This is a genomic window from Novosphingobium silvae (assembly GCF_009856825.1).
GTDB classification, from domain to species: Bacteria; Pseudomonadota; Alphaproteobacteria; order Sphingomonadales; family Sphingomonadaceae; genus Novosphingobium; species Novosphingobium silvae.
Genome location: NZ_WVTD01000003.1, coordinates 215,168 through 231,782, shown reverse-complemented (window position 1 = coordinate 231,782; position 16,615 = coordinate 215,168). Strand labels below are relative to the sequence as shown.

Annotated in this window: 16 protein-coding genes; 8 read left to right on the top strand and 8 right to left on the bottom strand. The window is 65.9% G+C overall.

Annotated elements, in window-relative coordinates; genetic code table 11:
- Positions 1–14: 14 nt before the first annotated feature.
- From GR702_RS06090 to GR702_RS06080, 3 genes are all read left to right on the top strand, one after another.
- Complete coding sequence (locus GR702_RS06090; protein ID WP_160985076.1) at positions 15–929, top strand: sulfite exporter TauE/SafE family protein; 915 nt, start codon at positions 15–17, stop codon at positions 927–929.
- Positions 926–1,690, top strand: coding sequence for a TIGR02186 family protein (locus GR702_RS06085; RefSeq protein WP_160985075.1), 765 nt, complete (start codon positions 926–928; stop codon positions 1,688–1,690). Before GR702_RS06090 ends, GR702_RS06085 begins: the two co-directional genes overlap by 4 nt.
- Positions 1,691–1,816: 126 nt before the next feature.
- Positions 1,817–3,475, top strand: coding sequence for an ATP-binding protein (locus tag GR702_RS06080; protein WP_160985074.1), 1,659 nt, complete (start codon positions 1,817–1,819; stop codon positions 3,473–3,475).
- 3 nt (positions 3,476–3,478) lie between these two features.
- Here GR702_RS06080 and GR702_RS06075 read toward each other — a convergent pair whose 3' ends face one another.
- The 3 genes from GR702_RS06075 to GR702_RS06065 all read right to left on the bottom strand — a co-directional run bounded on the left by GR702_RS06075 (position 3,479) and on the right by GR702_RS06065 (position 8,503).
- Positions 3,479–4,918 (bottom strand): MATE family efflux transporter, encoded by a 1,440-nt coding sequence (locus GR702_RS06075; protein ID WP_160985073.1) that lies wholly within the window; start codon positions 4,916–4,918, stop codon positions 3,479–3,481.
- On the bottom strand, positions 4,915–5,661 hold the full coding sequence (locus tag GR702_RS06070) for a 7-carboxy-7-deazaguanine synthase QueE (RefSeq protein WP_160985072.1): 747 nt from the start codon (positions 5,659–5,661) through the stop codon (positions 4,915–4,917). Before GR702_RS06070 ends, GR702_RS06075 begins: the two co-directional genes overlap by 4 nt.
- Before the next feature lie 172 nt (positions 5,662–5,833).
- Positions 5,834–8,503: a valine--tRNA ligase gene (locus tag GR702_RS06065; protein ID WP_160985071.1), complete on the bottom strand. Its 2,670-nt coding sequence runs from the start codon at positions 8,501–8,503 to the stop codon at positions 5,834–5,836.
- A 159-nt stretch (positions 8,504–8,662) separates the two neighbouring features.
- Here GR702_RS06065 and GR702_RS06060 point away from each other — a divergent pair, with 159 nt between their 5' ends.
- The 5 genes from GR702_RS06060 to GR702_RS06040 all read left to right on the top strand — a co-directional run bounded on the left by GR702_RS06060 (position 8,663) and on the right by GR702_RS06040 (position 13,069).
- Entirely contained in the window at positions 8,663–9,778 is a 1,116-nt protein-coding gene (locus GR702_RS06060; protein ID WP_160985070.1) for an ABC transporter permease, read from the top strand.
- Positions 9,775–10,701, top strand: coding sequence for an ABC transporter ATP-binding protein (locus GR702_RS06055; RefSeq protein ID WP_160985069.1), 927 nt, complete (start codon positions 9,775–9,777; stop codon positions 10,699–10,701). Before GR702_RS06060 ends, GR702_RS06055 begins: the two co-directional genes overlap by 4 nt.
- 8 nt (positions 10,702–10,709) lie before the next feature.
- Positions 10,710–11,648, top strand: coding sequence for an MlaD family protein (locus tag GR702_RS06050; protein WP_160985068.1), 939 nt, complete (start codon positions 10,710–10,712; stop codon positions 11,646–11,648).
- A gap of 11 nt (positions 11,649–11,659) precedes the next feature.
- Positions 11,660–12,292, top strand: coding sequence for an ABC-type transport auxiliary lipoprotein family protein (locus GR702_RS06045; RefSeq protein ID WP_160985067.1), 633 nt, complete (start codon positions 11,660–11,662; stop codon positions 12,290–12,292).
- Between the two features lie 183 nt (positions 12,293–12,475).
- Positions 12,476–13,069 carry an outer membrane protein gene (locus tag GR702_RS06040; RefSeq protein ID WP_160985066.1) on the top strand — a complete coding sequence of 198 codons (594 nt, stop codon included), beginning with the start codon at positions 12,476–12,478 and terminating at the stop codon, positions 13,067–13,069.
- Positions 13,070–13,178: 109 nt separating this feature from the next.
- Here GR702_RS06040 and GR702_RS06035 read toward each other — a convergent pair whose 3' ends face one another.
- Genes GR702_RS06035 through crcB form a run of 5 tightly spaced genes read right to left on the bottom strand, consistent with a single transcriptional unit; the run spans position 13,179 to position 16,461 of the window.
- Entirely contained in the window at positions 13,179–13,871 is a 693-nt protein-coding gene (locus GR702_RS06035) for an ATP12 family chaperone protein (protein ID WP_160985065.1), read from the bottom strand.
- A 10-nt stretch (positions 13,872–13,881) separates the two neighbouring features.
- Positions 13,882–14,103, bottom strand: coding sequence for a hypothetical protein (locus GR702_RS06030; RefSeq protein ID WP_337192535.1), 222 nt, complete (start codon positions 14,101–14,103; stop codon positions 13,882–13,884).
- A complete protein-coding gene (locus GR702_RS06025; RefSeq protein ID WP_160985064.1) occupies positions 14,100–14,750 on the bottom strand; it encodes an HAD-IA family hydrolase in 651 nt (216 codons plus the stop codon). The genes GR702_RS06030 and GR702_RS06025 overlap by 4 nt, the downstream gene beginning before the upstream one ends.
- Positions 14,750–16,045 carry an RluA family pseudouridine synthase gene (locus tag GR702_RS06020; RefSeq protein WP_160985063.1) on the bottom strand — a complete coding sequence of 432 codons (1,296 nt, stop codon included), beginning with the start codon at positions 16,043–16,045 and terminating at the stop codon, positions 14,750–14,752. Before GR702_RS06020 ends, GR702_RS06025 begins: the two co-directional genes overlap by 1 nt.
- Complete coding sequence (gene crcB / locus GR702_RS06015) at positions 16,042–16,461, bottom strand: fluoride efflux transporter CrcB (RefSeq protein ID WP_160985062.1); 420 nt, start codon at positions 16,459–16,461, stop codon at positions 16,042–16,044. The genes GR702_RS06020 and crcB overlap by 4 nt, the downstream gene beginning before the upstream one ends.
- Positions 16,462–16,615: the final 154 nt, after the last annotated feature.

Below are 16,615 nucleotides of genomic sequence, written 5' to 3'. Positions count from 1 at the left end.
GCGAGAATGCGGCAATGGACGTCTATCTTCCCATCGCGAACCTGTCGGTCAACGGTCTCATCATCGTCGGCCTGGGAGCGCTCACCGGCCTGCTGTCGGGCATGTTCGGCGTGGGCGGCGGCTTCCTGACGACACCGCTGATGATATTCTACGGCATCCCACCTACCGTGGCCGCCGCCTCCGCGGCGAGCCAGGTGACCGGAGCGAGCGTCTCGGGCGTTTTCGCGCACACGCGGCGGGGCGGGGTGGACTACCAGATGGGTGCCGTCATGGTCGCAGGCGGGATCGTCGGCACAGGGCTTGGCGCGCTGCTGTTCAACCTTCTGGAACAGCTGGGCCAGATCGATACGGTCATCAACATCCTCTACGTCGCCCTGCTTGGGTCGATCGGAGGGCTGATGGCGCGGGAAAGCATCCAGTCGATCAGGGCCGAGCGTTCGGGCATCCCGCTGCCCGCCCGCAAGCGCCGCCATCATCCGATGGTGGCGAGCCTGCCGATGCGATGGCGCTTCTATCGTTCGGGCCTGTACATCTCGCCGCTGGCTCCGCTGATCCTTGGAATGGCAACGGGGGTGCTGACCATGCTCATGGGCATTGGCGGCGGCTTCATCCTGGTTCCGGCCATGCTCTATATCCTGGGCATGAGCGCCAATGTCGTGGTCGGCACCTCGCTGTTCCAGATCCTTTTCGTGACCATGGCGACGACGATGATGCATGCGCTGACCACGCGGGCGGTGGACATCGTTCTCGCCTCGCTGCTGCTGCTCGGCTCTGTGACCGGCGCGCAAGTGGGCGCTCAGTTCGCCCAGAAGGCAAGTCCGGTGAAGCTGCGCCTTATCCTTGCGGTGATCGTCCTGCTGGTGGCCGGGCGAATGGCGCTGGGCCTGGGCTATCGGCCGGACGAGATCTACACGGTCGCCCCGCTGTGAGAGGCATCGGCGCCTCGCTGGTCGCGCTACTGGCGCTTTTGCTGCTGACGGGCGCGCGCGATCCGATCCTGGTTCCGGAAGTTTCGCAGCACGAGGTGAACCTCCAGCAGGGCTTCACGGGAACCGAACTGCTTCTGTTCGGAGCGATCCTGACCCCGGAGGGCGCCCGCGCCGCGCAGGACTACGACATCATCGTCGTTCTCAAGGGCCCGACCCAGTCTGTGGTGCTGCGCGAGAAGCAGAAGGTGGCAGGCGTGTGGATCAACGTCGCCAGCACCGAACTGCGCAGCGCGCCGAGCTACTTCGCCATCGCATCGAGCAAGCCGATCGACCGCATCGTCGACGACAAGACGGCGGCCATCTACGAACTGGGGCTCAAGTGGCTCCAGCTTTCCCCGATCGGGGCCATTGACCCGGAAGAGCAGCAGCGCTTTTCGGCAGGACTTGTCGAACTCAATCGCCGCAATGGCCTTTACCGCGAGGAAGAGGGCGGCGTGAAGGTGAGCGAGCAGGTCCTCTACCAGGCGCGCATCGGCCTGCCGTCACGCGTGCCGACGGGGATCTACACGGCCGAGACTTATGCCGTGTACAAGGGCAGGGTGGTCGCCTCCGCCAGCAGCCAGGTGGAAGTGCGCAAGCTCGGCATCGAACGGGCAATCGCCAACTTCGCCGAGAACTACGGCTTTGCCTATGGCCTTCTCGCCGTGTTCGTCTCGGTTGGCATGGGCTGGCTGGCAGGCCGTCTCTTCGCCCTGATCTGATCCGCGCCGGGAGGGCGGACAGCACGCAACCCCGCTCATCCTGCCCGTGCTCTTAGGCGGAAATTAACGCCGGCTGCGCTACCGTGCCCGAACGGTCGCCACATGGAACAGCGGTAACAGCCAGATATGCAAGTCGACGCTCTCGATCCGGTCCACGCTCAGCAAGGCGCGGCAGGGGCCCGCCACGGGCACGAGCCCATCGGTGTCATCCTCGAGGTCAGCGGCTCGGGCAGCCGGATCGCTCTCGATCTCGAGCGCCTGAACGAGGTCGCGCGTGATGCCGATCCTTCGGTGGCGCTTTCGGGGCAGGTCAGCAGTCAGGTCAAGATCCGGGTGGGGAGCGGCTGGCTTCTTGCCAGCGTGCGTAACCAGAAGCAGGATGCACGCGTGGCGGGCACCGTGCTGTCCGACGTCGACTTCCTCGGCGAAGGACACGAAGAGCCGCTCACGGGTCGCATCCTGAGCTTCCGGCGCGGCGTCACTTTCTACCCGATCCCGGGCGCCCTGGTCTATCCGGCCACCAGCGACGATCTTCGCCAGATATATGCCAGCGACGGACGCTCCGCCATCCAGGTCGGCAACGTCTATCCGACCCGCGACATCCGCGCCGGGCTTTATGTCGACGCCATGCTGGGCAAGCACTTCGCCCTGCTCGGCTCGACCGGCACGGGCAAGTCCACCAGCGCAGCGTTGATCCTGCACCGCATCTGCCAGCATGCACCGGAAGGCCACATTATCATGGTCGACCCGCATGGCGAGTATGCCGCGGCCTTTCGCGACACCGGCATGATCCTAGACGTGTCGAACCTGCAGATGCCCTACTGGCTGATGAACTTCGAGGAACACTGCGAGATACTCCTCACCTCGCGCGGAGACGACCGACAGCTCGATGCCGAGATCCTGGGCAAGGCGCTGCTCGAGGCGCGCTCGAAGAACCGGCTGGCGGAACAAGTGGGCCGCATCACGGTGGATTCGCCCATCCCCTATCTCCTGTCGGACCTCGGCAACATTCTGAACAATGCGATGGGCAAGCTCGACAAGGGCCATACCAGCGCGCCTTACCTGCGCATCAAGAGCAAGCTCGAGGAGCTGAAGAGCGATCCGCGCTATCAGTTCATGTTCTCAGGGATGCTGGTCGGCGACGTGATGGCCGATTTCATCTCCCGCCTTTTCCGCCTCCCCTCGGGCGGCCGGCCGATCTCGATCATCGACGTGTCGGGCGTGCCGACCGAGATCACTTCGACGGTGGTGGCGGTGCTCAGCCGCCTCGTCTTCGACTTCGCGGTGTGGGCACGCGACGAGAAGACGCGGCCGATCCTGCTGGTCTGCGAGGAGGCGCACCGCTATGTCCCGAACGAGAAGAACGCCGATGGTTCCTCGGTAGGGCGTATCCTGTCGCGCATCGCCAAGGAGGGCCGAAAGTACGGCATCGCTCTCGGCCTCATCACGCAGCGCCCGTCGGACCTTGCCGAAGGTGTCCTATCGCAGTGCGGCACGATCATCTCGATGCGCCTCAACAACGAGCGCGACCAGGCTTTCGTGCGCGCGGCCATGCCGGAAGGCGCACGCGGGTTCCTCGACTCCATCCCCGCGCTGCGTAACCGCGAGTGCATCATCTGCGGCGAGGGCGTGGCCATTCCCATGCGCGTTTCCTTCGATGATCTCGAAGAGCACAAGCGGCCCGCCTCAGCCGATCCTTCGTTCACGCAGCTGTGGAACGAGACCGGCGGCGAGGAGGAAATGGTCCTGCGCACAGTCCAGCGCTGGCGCGCGCAGGGACGGTGACGTTCAGCCCTTGAAGGCGTCCCGCCACTTGCCCATGCGGTAGTAGGCAAGCGTGATCGCGACCGTCAGTGCCGAGCCGACCGGATAGGCCCACCACACCGCATCGCCGCCAAGATAAGGCGCTGCGACATAGTAGAAGCCGAGCCGCCCCGGATAGAGGCCGAGGAAGAGGATCACCAGGGGCGCGGCGACTGCGCCATAGGCGCGCATCGTCCCGGTGAGGATCATCGTGACCGAGACGATCACGAAGGAGGCGGTGCAGATCAGCTGGATGTGCTCGGCGATCGGCATGGCCGGGCTCTCCCCGCCAAGGAACAATGCAAGGAGCGGGCGGTCGAAACCGACGATGAGCGCGGCGAGCACCGTCGACATGACGAGGTTCGCGCCAAGCCCGGTCATGGTCACTTTGTCCACCCGGCTGTGGTCGCCGGCGCCAAGCGACTGCGCGACCATGGCACTGACTGCGGAGCCGATGGCGAAAGCCGGCATCTGCAGGTAATTCCATAGCTGCAGCGAGGCTCCATAAGCTGCGGCCGCGTTGAGCCCTTCGCGGTTGACGAGACCGACCATGATGAGGCCCGCGGACGAGACGATCAGCATCTGCGCGCCCATGGGCAGGCCCTTGGCAAGGACATAGCGCAAGTCCTTGCCGCGCGGGCGCAGGTAACCCATCTCGGGTCCACGCAGGCGCAGCGGCAGGTCTTTCGCGTAGATCACCCAGAACTGCAGCGCCATTCCCGCGGTGTTCGCAAGAGCAGTGGCGATGGCGGAGCCCGCGACGCCGAGGGTCGGCAGCGGGCCCACCCCGATGATGAGCAGCGGGTTCAATGCGATGTCGAGGACGACCGCCAGGATCATCGCATAGAGCGGCGTCTTGGAATCGCCCGCGCCCCGCATGCCCATCGCTACCATCATGTTGACGCTGGCAAGCGGCAGTGTGACGAAGATCACGCGCAGGTACGCCAGTGCATCGCTCCTGCTCTCGGCCGGCGTGCCCAGCGCATCGAGCAGGGCCTCCGCGCCCAGCCAGCCTACTACAGCCGTTACCAGCGATATGGCGATGCAGAAGCCGATTCCGGTGCCGAAGGTGCGCCGCGCGGCCTCGATGTTGCGCGCGCCGAAGTGCTGGCCCACGCGGACGGTCGTGGCCATTCCGAAGCCGAACACGGCCGCGAAGACAAGGAACATGACGATGTTCGCGTTCGCCGTGGCGGCAAGCGCTCCTTCGCCGAGCAGGCGGCCGACCCAGATCGCGTTGACCGACCCGTTCAGCGTCTGCAGCACGTTCGAGAGCAGCATCGGCACCGAGAAGAGTAGCAGCGTCTTGAGGATCGGGCCCTTGGTCAGGTCGCCCCGCATGGCGGGCCGGGCGGCGGCCTGCTCTTGCGGCGTGTCGGCGGCAGGCGTTTCCTCGCCAAGGGGGATCGGGCTGGCTTCGTTCATGTCCCTCTCGTGTCCCCCCAGAGGTGGATGTGCAAGCGATCGGTGAAGCGAAGGCCATTGGCTGCGCAGAAATCGGCCAGCCACTCGGACCGGCGGCGGATCACATCGCTGGAGCGGCCCTCGGGCATCAGGAACAGGCGGTTGCCGGGAATGGCATAGGCGTCCTTCAGCGCCATGACTTCCGCGAGGTCCGCTTCCTCGGCGATCACGAACTTGAAGAAGGCGCGGCCGTCTGCCGCCCACGCGGCAAGGCGTTCGGGCAGGAGGGCGAGGGAAGCCGGGTTGCCGCTGTGCGCAAGCTTGGGACTGACGTTATACTGATGAACCAGAAGGTCGAGCGCCGGGTGCGGAGCGACAGTGGAATTGGTCTCCATTTCCACGTGCATTCCGGGACGCGCCGTATTGAGCGCCGTCACCATGCGGGCGAGGGCGGCGCCTTGCAGCAGCGGCTCGCCCCCGGTGATGACGAGACGATCGGGCTCAAGTGCCGCGATGCGTGCCGCAAGCTCGGCCTCTTCCATCACGACCTGGTTCTCGCGCCGCTCGAAGGCCATGGCATCGCGGTGGAAGCGGTTGTCGCCGGTGAAACGCCACGTGTAGGCCGTGTCGCACCATTCGCACGCAAGATTGCAGCGCGACAGGCGCACGAACGTGCTCGGCCGTCCCAGAGACGGTCCTTCGCCCTGCAGCGAGGCGAAGATTTCGGGTTCACCCGGAGTGGTGGTGGCAAGTGTCAGGGGCATGAGATGACAGGTGGTTTACACGGTTTGCGCGGTCCAGGGGAGAAAGGTGTCACCTCGGACCTGAAGGTGTCATCCTGCCGCTTTACGACCCTGAGCCAAGCCGCGGGACCAATTCGCGCGGCCGGGTTTCCCCGCGTCGTTCCGAAGGTGATCCGGAACGACGCGGTGATCCTTAGCCCAGTCGCGCCAGGGCGGCTGCCAGCCGCTCGGCCTCTGCCGCGTGGGCGGCGTGGTCTTCGCGCGCCTTGGCGACGGCTTCCGGCTTCGCCTTTTCGACGAAGGCAGGATTTTCGAGCCGCTTGCCCAGCGCATCCCGCTCCTTGATGGAGGCGCCCTGTGCTTTCTCCAGACGGGTCTTCTCCGCGGCGATGTCGATCACGCCCTCGAGCGGGATCGCCAGCGTGGCATCGCCGGCGCCGACCTGCATGGCCGCGCCCGCAGGAGCGGGCTCGAAGCGGATCGAGTCGAGGCGGGCAAGGCGGTCGATCACCGCCGCGTTGCGTTCGATGATGGCGCGCGTGGCGCCGGAAGGCTCCGCAAGGTAGGCGGTAAGCCGCGCGCCGGGCGCGATGCCGAGCTCGGACTTGGCGCCGCGCAGGCTGCCGACGAGCGCGATCAGCCACTCCACCTCGGCCTTTGCGCCGGTATCGACCTTGACGCCGGGCCGGGGCCACTGCGCCACGATCAGCTCGTGTTCGCGCGCGCCCATCTTGCTCCACAGCTCTTCGGTGACGAAGGGCATGAACGGGTGGAGCATGACGAGGATCTGGTCCAGCACCCAGCCGGCGACGGCCCTGGTTTCCGCATCGAACTGGCCCTTGATGAGCTCGATGTACCAGTCGCAGAACTGGTTCCAGACGAAGTGATAGATGGCGTTGGCGGCCGCATCGAAGCGCAAGTCGGCCATAGCCTTGTCGAGCACGGCGACGGTTTCCACCACTTCACTTACGATCCAGCGGTTGACCGCCGAAGTCGCTGCCGGAGCTTCTACCGAAGTGCTCGCACCAATGCCGTTCGACTGGCAGAAACGCGCCGCGTTCCAAAGCTTGGTGGCGAAGTTGCGGTAGCCCTCGACCCGCTTCTCGTCCATCTTCACGTCGCGGCCCTGGCTCTCCATGGCGGTCATGAAGAAGCGAAGCGCATCGGCGCCGTACCGGTCGATGAGGCCGAGCGGATCGACCACGTTGCCCTTGGACTTGGACATCTTCTGTCCGTCGGCAGCGCGCACGAGGCCATGAAGGTAAAGCCGCTTCCACGGCACTTCCTTCATGAAGTGGATACCCTGCATCGCCATGCGGGCGTCCCAGAAGAACAGGATGTCGAAGCCCGAGACGAGCAGGTCGTTGGGGTAATGCTTGGCCAGGAGCGGCGCGTTGTCTTCAGGCCAGCCCAGCGTGGCGAAAGGCCACAGCGCCGACGAGAACCAAGTATCGAGAACGTCCTCGTCGCGCGTCAGCTTCTTGTTGCCGGCAAGCGCCTGCGCCTCTTCTTCCGTCTCGGCGACGAAGATCTCGCCGTCCTCGGCGAACCACGCCGGGATGCGGTGACCCCACCAGAGCTGGCGGGAGACGCACCAGGGCTGGATGTTCTCCATCCAGTTGAAGAAGGTCTTCTCCCACGACTTGGGAACGATCTCGATTTGGCCGGTGCGCACGGCTTGCATCGGCGGCCCGGCAAGCGTTGCCGCATCGACGTACCACTGGTCCGTCAGCCAGGGCTCGATCACCACGCCGCCACGGTCGCCATAGGGCGTCTGGATCACGCGGTCCTCGACGCGTTCGAGCAGGCCGTCCGCCTCGAGCAGTTCGATCACGCGGCGCCGTGCCTCGAAGCGGTCGAGCCCCAGGAATTCGTGCGGGATCAGCCCGTCGGAAGTCTGGCAGACCCTGGCTTCGGCATCCAGCATGTTGAGCATATCGGCGGCCTTGAAGCCTGCGCGCTTGCCCACCTCGAAGTCGTTGAAGTCATGCCCCGGGGTGATCTTGACCGCGCCCGAGCCCAGCTCCGGGTCGGCGTGCTCGTCGCCCACGATGGGAATCTCGCGCCCCGTGATCGGCAACGTTACCTTGGCGCCGCGTTCCAGCAGCGGCTTGTAGCGCTCGTCGGCCGGATTCACCGCAACGGCCATGTCGGCCAGCATCGTCTCCGGACGGGTGGTCGCAACCATGATGTGGCCCGATCCATCCGAGAGCGGATAGCGGATGTGCCAGAAATGGCCCTGTATCTCGCGCGTCTCCACCTCGAGATCGCTGATCGCGGTCTTGAGCTTGGGGTCCCAGTTCACCAGCCGCTTGTCGCGATAGATGAGGCCCTGGTTGTAGAGATCGACGAAGACCTTCACGACCGCGCGGGTGAAGTGCGGGTCCATGGTGAACTGCTCGCGCGACCAGTCCATCGAGCAGCCGAGGCGGCGCAGCTGACCGGTGATGGTGCCGCCGCTCTCGCGCTTCCACTCCCACACCTTGTCGATGAAGGCTTCGCGCGTGTAGTTCGTGCGCTTGTCCTGCTTCGCTTCGAGCTGGCGCTCTACGACCATCTGCGTCGCGATGCCCGCATGGTCGGTGCCCACGACCCACAGCGCATCCTTGCCCCGCAGTCGTTCGTAGCGGATCACCACGTCCTGCAGCGTATTGTCGAGCGCATGGCCGATGTGCAGCGAGCCCGTGACGTTCGGCGGCGGGTTAACGATGGTGAAGGGCGTCGCATCGGGTCGCTCGGGGCGGAACAGGCCGTTGTTTTCCCAGTGGGCGTACCACTTGGCTTCGATCCGGGCAGGGTCGAAGGTCTTGTCCAGGCCGGTTTCGAGGGCGGTTCCGGAAGTCTGTTCGGAAGTGTCGGTCATGGCGCGGCGCTTTGCCAGCGGCCGGGATTGCGCGCAAGAAGTACCTTGCCGGACGATTGCCGACAGCCACGGGCGGGGGCGAAGACGCACTTCGGCAACAATTCGTCGCCGCCGTGGAACCTCTTGCCGGTCCATCGTTTTTCCACGATACGAGCGATCATGCAGGAATGGGCAGATTTCACCCTGTCGGAAAACGACGAAGGCGCGGACCATGTCCTGACGCTAAGGGGGCCGCTGCGTGTCAATTCCATCGGTAACCTCGATGCGAAGCTGGGGGCGCTCCACGGCGACTTCACCCGCATCGACATGTCCGGCGTCACCGACATCGACACCACCGGCGCATGGCTGGTGCGCAAGTATGCGAATGATCGCGGCCTGGAGATCACGGGAGAGAGCGAGCAGGCCCGGCGCCTGTTCGCCGCGCTCGGCGACATCGACACCCCGGAAGCCAAGCCCGAGCCGCCCCGGTCGCTGCCTACGCGCACGGTGGCGGAGTTGGGCGAACTCGTCTCGAACTGGGGCGACGGGCTGTTCAAGATGCTGGGGTTCCTTGGCGAACTGATGCTGGCATTCGGCCAGGTCATCCGCCGGCCTTCGCGCCTTCGCGGCACGGCGCTCGTGTTCCACATGCAGTACGTGGGCGTGAACTCGCTGTGGATCATCGGCCTGATGAGCTTCCTCATCGGCATCGTGATCGCGCAGCAGGGCGCGGTGCAGCTCGCGCAGTTCGGCGCCGAGATCTACACCATCAACCTGACCGGCCGCCTCTCCATGCGCGAACTGGGCATCCTGATGACCTCGATCATGGTGGCCGGTCGTTCGGGCTCGGCCTTCGCGGCGCAGATCGGCACCATGAAGCTCACCGAGGAAGTGGACGCCATGCGCACCATCGGGGTCTCGCCGATGCAGGCCCTCGTGGTCCCGCGCGTGCTCGCCTCGATGCTGATGATGCCGTTGCTCGGCTTCTACTCCACGATCCTCGCCATCATCGGCGGTGCCTTCATCTCGAACTTCGCGCTCGACATTCCGTTCTGGAGCTTCCTCCAGCGCACCCAGGAAGTGGTGCCGATCACCGACGTGTGGGTCGGCCTGATCAAGGCGCCGGTGTTCGCGCTGATCGTGGCGCTGGCGGGATGCTATCAGGGCATGCAGGTGACCTCCAATGCCGAGGAAGTGGGCGCGCGCACGACCCAGGCGGTCGTCACCGCGATCTTCACGGTGATCGTGCTCGACGCGTTCTTCGCCGTGTTCTTCACGAAGATCGGTTGGGAATGAGCGACCTTCCGCAGGAACGGGCCGAAGACCGGGCGACCACGACGACGGGTGACCATCCCATCGTCGTGAAGGGCCTGCGCAATGTCTTTGGTGACCATGTCATTCACGAAGACCTCTCGCTGGAAGTCCGCAAGGGAGAGATCCTGGGCGTCGTGGGCGGGTCTGGCACCGGCAAATCGGTGCTGATGCGCTCCATCATCGGATTGCAGCAGCCGGCGGCGGGTGAGATCACCGTGCTTGGCCACAGGATCGGCGATGCAAGCGAGGAAGACGACGTCGACCTGCGTTCCCGCTGGGGCGTGCTGTTCCAGGGAGGGGCCCTGTTCTCGACGCTGACCGTCGGCGAGAACGTCGAGGTCCCGCTTCGGCAGTTCTTCCCGGAAATCACCGACGACCTGCGCAGCGACATCGCGCGCTTCAAGGTTCGCCTTTCCGGCCTCGCCGAGGAAGCGGCATTCAAGTATCCGAACGAGCTTTCGGGCGGCATGAGAAAACGCGCCGGCCTCGCCCGTGCGCTTGCGCTCGACCCCGAGCTGCTGTTCCTGGACGAACCCACGGCCGGGCTCGACCCGATCGGCGCGGCCGCGTTCGACAGCCTGACTCGCGAGCTCAAGGAGACGCTGGGGCTGACGGTCTTTCTCATAACCCACGATCTCGACACGCTCTACGCCATCTGCGACCGCGTGGCGGTGCTGGCGGACCGGCAGGTGATCGCAGTAGGCACCATTCCGGAGCTGCTGGCGCTCGACCATCCGTGGATACAGGAATACTTCAACGGCCCGCGCGGTCGTGCGGCGCTCGCCGCGAAGGACGATCCGGCGGTCTCGCCGGAACACGAGGCCAGACCGGCCGTTGACACATCTTCGACCTCGTACGAGGAGCCAGGGGCCGGCACGAACAGGCCCGGCGGAACAGGGGCATAGGCACAGCGATGGAAACACGGGCCAATCACGTCTGGGTCGGGATCGTCACGCTGTTGCTGCTGGCCGCGCTCGCCGCGTTCGTCATCTGGATCGCGCGGCTGAACGAAGGCTCCCAGAACGAATATGACATCTTCTTCAAGCAATCGGTCGACGGCCTCGCCAGGGGCTCCGAGGTCGCTTACGCAGGGGTGCCGTCCGGGCAGGTGACCAAGATCGAGCTGTGGCCTCAGGATCCCAGCTTCGTGCGCGTGCGCGTCAAGGTGGACGAGAAGGTGCCGATCACCGTCGGCACGACCGCCACGATCCAGGCAAGCTTCACCGGCGTGTCCGACATCCAGCTCGAAGGCGCGGTCAAGGGTGCGCCGCTGCTGACGGAGCCGGGGCCCGAGGGCGTACCCGTCATCCCGACGAAGCGGGGTGGCTTTGGCGAGATACTCTCCAACGCGCCGCTGCTGCTCGAGCGCCTGGCCACTCTGACCGAGAACCTGAACCAGCTGCTCAGCGACGAGAACCGTCGCTCGATCACCGGAATCCTTGCCAACACCAACAAGATGACGCGCGACATCTCGCAGGCGACGCCCGAGCTGCGCGCCACTATGGTCGAGATGCGCGGCAGCCTCGCTCAGGCCACGCGGACGTTGGCGGCGTTCGAGGGCGTGGCGCACAAGGCCGACGATCTGCTGGGCGACGAGGGCAGCTCGCTTGCCGACCAGTTGCGCCGGACGCTGGCCTCCGCGCAGAAGTCGATGGAGCAGCTTGACCGCACGATGCAGCACGCTCAACCCGCGCTCGACCAGGTGTCGCAGCAGACGCTTCCCGCCGCCGAAGCCGCTATCCGTGACCTTCGGGCCACCAGCAAGGCCTTGCGCAGCGTGACCGAGAAGATCGACGAGCAGGGTGCGGGCGCGCTGCTGAAGGGGCAGAAGCTGCCCGACTACAAGCCTTGATGGGGACGACGATGGGAACCGCGATGTACCGCCTGCGCAGCCTCGGCCCGAGGCCGGTCCGGAAAGCCGGCTTCATGGCGATCGCCGCCGCCCTCACGCTTTCGGGCTGCGTCAGCCTTGGCACCAAGCCGCCCGATGAGCTGCTTCGCCTGACCGCCGCCGAGACTTCGCCGGCGGGAGCGGTTGCCAGTGCGCAACTGAGCGAGGCGATCGTCGTGCTCGATCCCGAAGCGGATCGCGGGCTCGACGTGCTGCGCGTGCCGGTCATCGTCGATGCCTCCAGCGTCTCGTACCTCAAGGATGCGCTCTGGATCGAGAAGCCCACGCGTCAGTTCCGCTCCCTCCTCGCCGAAACGCTGCGCGCCCGCACCGGCCAGCTGGTGGTGGAAGGCGGAGACTTCGAAGTCACCGGGAGGACTCTCATCGGTGGCCGCCTGATCCAGATGGGTTACGATGCGCAGAAAAGCGCCGTTGTCGTCCGCTTCGATGCCATGCGCACCGATCGGGGCGCAGGTCCGATCCAGACCCGCCGGTTCGAGGCCGTCGTCTCCAACGTGGAGCCCAAAGCGAGGCCAGTCGGCACCGCACTGAACACCGCGGCCAACGACGTCGCCCGTCAGGTCGCCGACTGGATCAAGGGCTGAGCCTCTCGGTAGCGTGAGACTAAGCTTCCTCGCGCTACACCACCTTCAATGTGTCCTTTCAGACACAATGAACCTTTGATGACAGTTCAGGCCATCTCTTTGACTTGCCTGCAATTTCCGGGCCGCTAAGGCGCGCTTCCCGCTGCACTCGACGGCGGCTCAAGAAATTCGCAGGAGAATACCATGAAGACCCTCGCACCGATGATCGCGGCTGCCTCGCTGTTCGTCGCCCCTGCCGCCGCCAACGCACAGGCCTTCGTGCAGGTTGAAACCGGCCTGGACGTGGTCTCGGCCGAGGGCGATTCCAAGACCGACATCGGCTATGGGGGCACAATCGGCTACGACATGCCGCTGTCCAGCGGGATGTTCGTTGGCGTGCAGGCGACTTATGCGGACAGCGCCACGAAGTGGTGCGTGCGCGACGTTGCCGAGGCGGGTGACAAGGCATGCCTGGAGGCGGGCCGCGACGTTGCCGCGCTGATCCGCGTGGGCACCGCCGTCGGACCGCAGGGCAAGCTCTACCTGATGGGCGGCTACGCCAACGCACGCGCTGAACTGTCGTATTCGGGCGACAGCCTCGATGCCATCGGCGACTATTACGGCGTCGACATCGGCGGCGTGAAGGCGCACTCCGACCTCGACGGGTTCCGCCTGGGGGCTGGCTACGAGCACGCGCTGAACGAGAAGTTCTTTGTGAAGGCCGAGTACCGTTACTCGAACTACGAAATGGGCGTGAGCCGCCATAACGGCATGGTCGCTCTCGGCGCGAAGTTCTGATTGCCCGATGATTAGGGAAGGGTGCACCGCAGGTGCCCCTTCCGCAAAAAGGCTCGCGCCGCTTGGTCGGTTGCGAGCCTTTTGCTTTAGGGTTGATTGACCGGCCGGTTCAGCGCGAGAGCTGGGCGAATTTCATGGCCAGGATGAAGGCCTCGAACCTTGCGCCGCGTCGCTCGGCGGCTTCCCAGTCTTCGCCCCAGAGTTCGACCTGCCAGTCCGCCTCCAGTTCCGCAGCCTTCCAGAGCGCCTCGGCATCGGCATCCGGGCGGATCGCCTCCAGCGCGATGACGAGCGATGCCGAGAGGCTGGAGAGCATCTTCAGCGCTGCCAGCTCGAAATCGCTCTTCACGCCCACTTCGGTGCGCAGCCGCTCCAGCGTTTCGGCGGGCTGCGGCTTGTGGATGATACCCGAGATACGGGCGAAGCATACGTCCAGCCTCTCCTCGAATGCCGAAAGCAGCGGCTCCCACACCTCGACCTGCCGCCTGTGGAGCGCCTCGTCCGGATCGGCGCGGTAGCAGAGCGTGTCCGTCTCGGCATAGGGAAGCAGTTCGGCGGCAACCGTCTCACGGGAAGGAGCCACGGCATCGATGGCGAAATCGACGAGATCGCGATAACGGAAGCGCGCCGGATCGATCGTCTCGCCTTGCGAGGACCACTCGCCGGCGAGCGCCTGGGCCAGGGCGCGTGTGGGGACGATCTGCGCGCGGCCGCCGGCGGTGCGTATGCCGCGCCCGTCCAGCACGGCGCGCCATCCGTCCTGTGCCTGCTCGACGCCGGCCTGCTTGTAGAAACGCTTCATGTGTTCCGCTTTACTTGGGGGTCCGCCACTTGCGAACCATGATCGCGGGGAGAAGGAACGCATCGATCAGCCCGTTTACGATGAGGACGTAGCCGATCCAGTCGGGCGTGCTCGCAAAAAGCCGGTTCGACGCCATCAGCATGCCTACGACGACGCAGGCGACCCCCAGTATGCGGGTGCCATTGATCATGGCGAACCGTGCGGCGGCCGGATCGTGTTCGCGTGCGCTCACTTGAGAAGGTGCTCCAGAAGCTGGGCAGGGCTTTCCACCACCACTTCGGCCCCGGCCTCCAGCAGTTCGCGCGGATGATGGTAGCCCCAGTCCACCCCGATACCCCGGACGCTCGCGCTGGCGGCCATGCGCATGTCGTAGACGGTATCGCCAATCATCACGGCCTGGCCGGACTGGGCGCCGGCATCGCAGAGCGCTTCCTCGAGCATGGCGGGGTGAGGCTTGGAGGGATGCCGGTCGGCGGTCTGGCGCGTGACGAACAGATCGGCGATGCCGTTCGCCTCGAGGCAGAAGCCTAGGCCGCGATCGGACATTCCCGTCGCGACGCCGAGCGTCCAACCCGCGCCGTGCAGAGCCCGAAGCACATCTTCAACGCCGGGAAAAAGCGGTTGCGCCACGCGGCCTTGTTCGCGGGCCGTGCGGAACGAGAGCTTGTAGACCTCGGCCATGGCGTTCTGGCGCTCGCTGTCGGCGCCGGGCAGCAGACTGCGGATCGCCTGCGGCAGCGACAGGCCCACCGCGCGGCGGATTTCCCCGCGCGATGGGGCATCGAGCGCAAAGGCAGCGAAAGCGGCCTCCATCGCCTCGCAGATGGGCGCTTGCCCATCGACGAGCGTGCCGTCGCAGTCGAAGACCGCGAGCTTCATCAGCCGCGGCCTCGCGGGGCCCCGCCCGGCTTGCGCGGAGCGGGCTTGCCGCTGCCTGCAGGGCGGCCCGAAGGCCGGCCGCCCGGCTTCGAGGCGGTCGCGGCGCCAGGCCTGGCACCCGGCTTCCTGGTGCCAGGCTTGCCCGGGCCCTTCCCAGGCTTGGAGGGACCGGGCTTCGGCTGGCCTGGCCTCGACTGGCCGGACGGGCTATCCGCGCGCTTGCGGCGTTCGCCCCGGCGTTCCTTCCTGTATTCCTTCGCGTGCTGCTTGGCGGCGCGCTTGCGATCTTCCTTTGTGAATTCCGCCGCCGTCTCAAGCTCGACGTCCCCGTCGGACTCCTCGAAACCGAGCGCCGCCAGCGAGTTGGCGAAATGTTCGGGCAGCGGCGCGGTAACGTCGAGCGGTGCGCCATCGGGGTGCTCGATGTGAAGGCGCCGCGCGTGGAGGTGCATCTTGCGGCTGATCGAACCGGTGAGGAATGCCTCCTGCCCGCCGTACTTGCCATCTCCCACGATCGGGTGGCCGATCGCCGCCATGTGCACGCGCAACTGATGCGTGCGGCCGGTCAGCGGGTGCAGTTCCACCCAGGCGGCGCGGTTGCCGGCGCGGTCTATGACGCGGTAACGGGTGCGTGCGGACTGGCCTTCCTTCTCGTCGACATGCATCTTCTCGCCGCCGGTTCCCGGCTGCTTGGCAAGAGGCAGCTCGATCATGCCATCGTTGATGCTGGGCACGCCCACGACAAGCGCCCAGTAGATCTTCCGGGCGGTACGGCCGGAAAACCGCTTGGAAAAGAACGCAGCGCTACCGGGTGTGCGGGCGATGAGCAGGACGCCGGACGTGTCCTTGTCCAGACGGTGGACGAGGCGAGGGCGGGGGCCTTTTTCCGCGAAGGCATCGAGCAGGCCGTCGACATGCTCCTTCATGCCCGATCCGCCCTGCGTGGCGAGGCCGGGCGGCTTGTTGAGCACGATGGCAGCGCGGTCCTGGGTCAGCACCATCGAATCGGCGAGGGCAATCTCCTCCTCGGTGAGTTCACGGCGCGGGGCGGCAGAGCCGATGCCCGGCTTCGCCTCGCCTCCGGGCGGAACGCGAAGGACCTGCCCGGCGGACAGGCGCGTGTCGACGTCGGCGCGCTTGCCGTCGACGCGCAGCTGCCCCGTCCGGGCCCAGCGCGACACCATGGCGAAACCGACCTTGGGCAGGTGGCGCTTGAACCAGCGGTCGAGGCGCACGCCCTCGTCGTCACGCCCGACGGTGAACTGCCGGACGGTGTCGATATCGGTGCCGGTCATACGGGGCTCCTCATCATCAGTATGCCGAGGAACAGGCCGCCGACGCCTGCGACGAGCGACAGTCCCGTGTAAGAGATGGCAAGCGCGATCTCGCCCCGGCCGATCAGCGAGACGACGTCGAGGCTGAAGGAGGAGAAGGTGGTGAAGCCGCCGAGCAGGCCAACGGCGATGAGCAGCCGACTCGCCTCGGCCTGCTCTGCCGCAGGGCCGCCGGACCGGGCAAGCCAGCCGACGAACAGCCCCATGGCAAGGCTGCCCAGGATGTTCACGGTAAGAGTGCCGTACGGAAAGGCGCCAGCGCGCAGTGGTCCGAGCGTGGCGGTCCAGCCACGGCCGACGAGGAATCGCAGCCAGGACCCGAAGGCGCCGCCGCCCGCCACGTAGAACGAGGCGGCAAGAAAGGATGGTTGAGGCATGAGGGCCGCCTTAGCCGCGAATCGGCAAATCTCCAACCGAAGCGACAAGAAGGAACGCCGCAAGCTACAAGAGCGTGGCAAATTCACGCGAACACACGCTGGGAACGCTCGGTTCGCGGAACATTTCGGCTCTGGGGACTTGTCTTGCGGGCAC

Excerpts from the sequence above, each read along its gene's own strand:
- GR702_RS06090 (WP_160985076.1), top strand. The coding sequence starts at position 15 with ATGGACGTCTATCTTCCCATCGCGAACCTGTCGGTCAACGGTCTCATC.
- GR702_RS06080 (WP_160985074.1), top strand. The coding sequence starts at position 1,817 with ATGCAAGTCGACGCTCTCGATCCGGTCCACGCTCAGCAAGGCGCGGCA.
- GR702_RS06075 (WP_160985073.1), bottom strand. The coding sequence starts at position 4,918 with ATGAACGAAGCCAGCCCGATCCCCCTTGGCGAGGAAACGCCTGCCGCC.
- GR702_RS06070 (WP_160985072.1), bottom strand. The coding sequence starts at position 5,661 with ATGCCCCTGACACTTGCCACCACCACTCCGGGTGAACCCGAAATCTTC.
- GR702_RS06065 (WP_160985071.1), bottom strand. The coding sequence starts at position 8,503 with ATGACCGACACTTCCGAACAGACTTCCGGAACCGCCCTCGAAACCGGC.
- GR702_RS06060 (WP_160985070.1), top strand. The coding sequence starts at position 8,663 with ATGCAGGAATGGGCAGATTTCACCCTGTCGGAAAACGACGAAGGCGCG.
- GR702_RS06055 (WP_160985069.1), top strand. The coding sequence starts at position 9,775 with ATGAGCGACCTTCCGCAGGAACGGGCCGAAGACCGGGCGACCACGACG.
- GR702_RS06050 (WP_160985068.1), top strand. The coding sequence starts at position 10,710 with ATGGAAACACGGGCCAATCACGTCTGGGTCGGGATCGTCACGCTGTTG.
- GR702_RS06045 (WP_160985067.1), top strand. The coding sequence starts at position 11,660 with ATGGGAACCGCGATGTACCGCCTGCGCAGCCTCGGCCCGAGGCCGGTC.
- GR702_RS06040 (WP_160985066.1), top strand. The coding sequence starts at position 12,476 with ATGAAGACCCTCGCACCGATGATCGCGGCTGCCTCGCTGTTCGTCGCC.
- GR702_RS06035 (WP_160985065.1), bottom strand. The coding sequence starts at position 13,871 with ATGAAGCGTTTCTACAAGCAGGCCGGCGTCGAGCAGGCACAGGACGGA.
- GR702_RS06025 (WP_160985064.1), bottom strand. The coding sequence starts at position 14,750 with ATGAAGCTCGCGGTCTTCGACTGCGACGGCACGCTCGTCGATGGGCAA.
- GR702_RS06020 (WP_160985063.1), bottom strand. The coding sequence starts at position 16,045 with ATGACCGGCACCGATATCGACACCGTCCGGCAGTTCACCGTCGGGCGT.
- crcB (WP_160985062.1), bottom strand. The coding sequence starts at position 16,461 with ATGCCTCAACCATCCTTTCTTGCCGCCTCGTTCTACGTGGCGGGCGGC.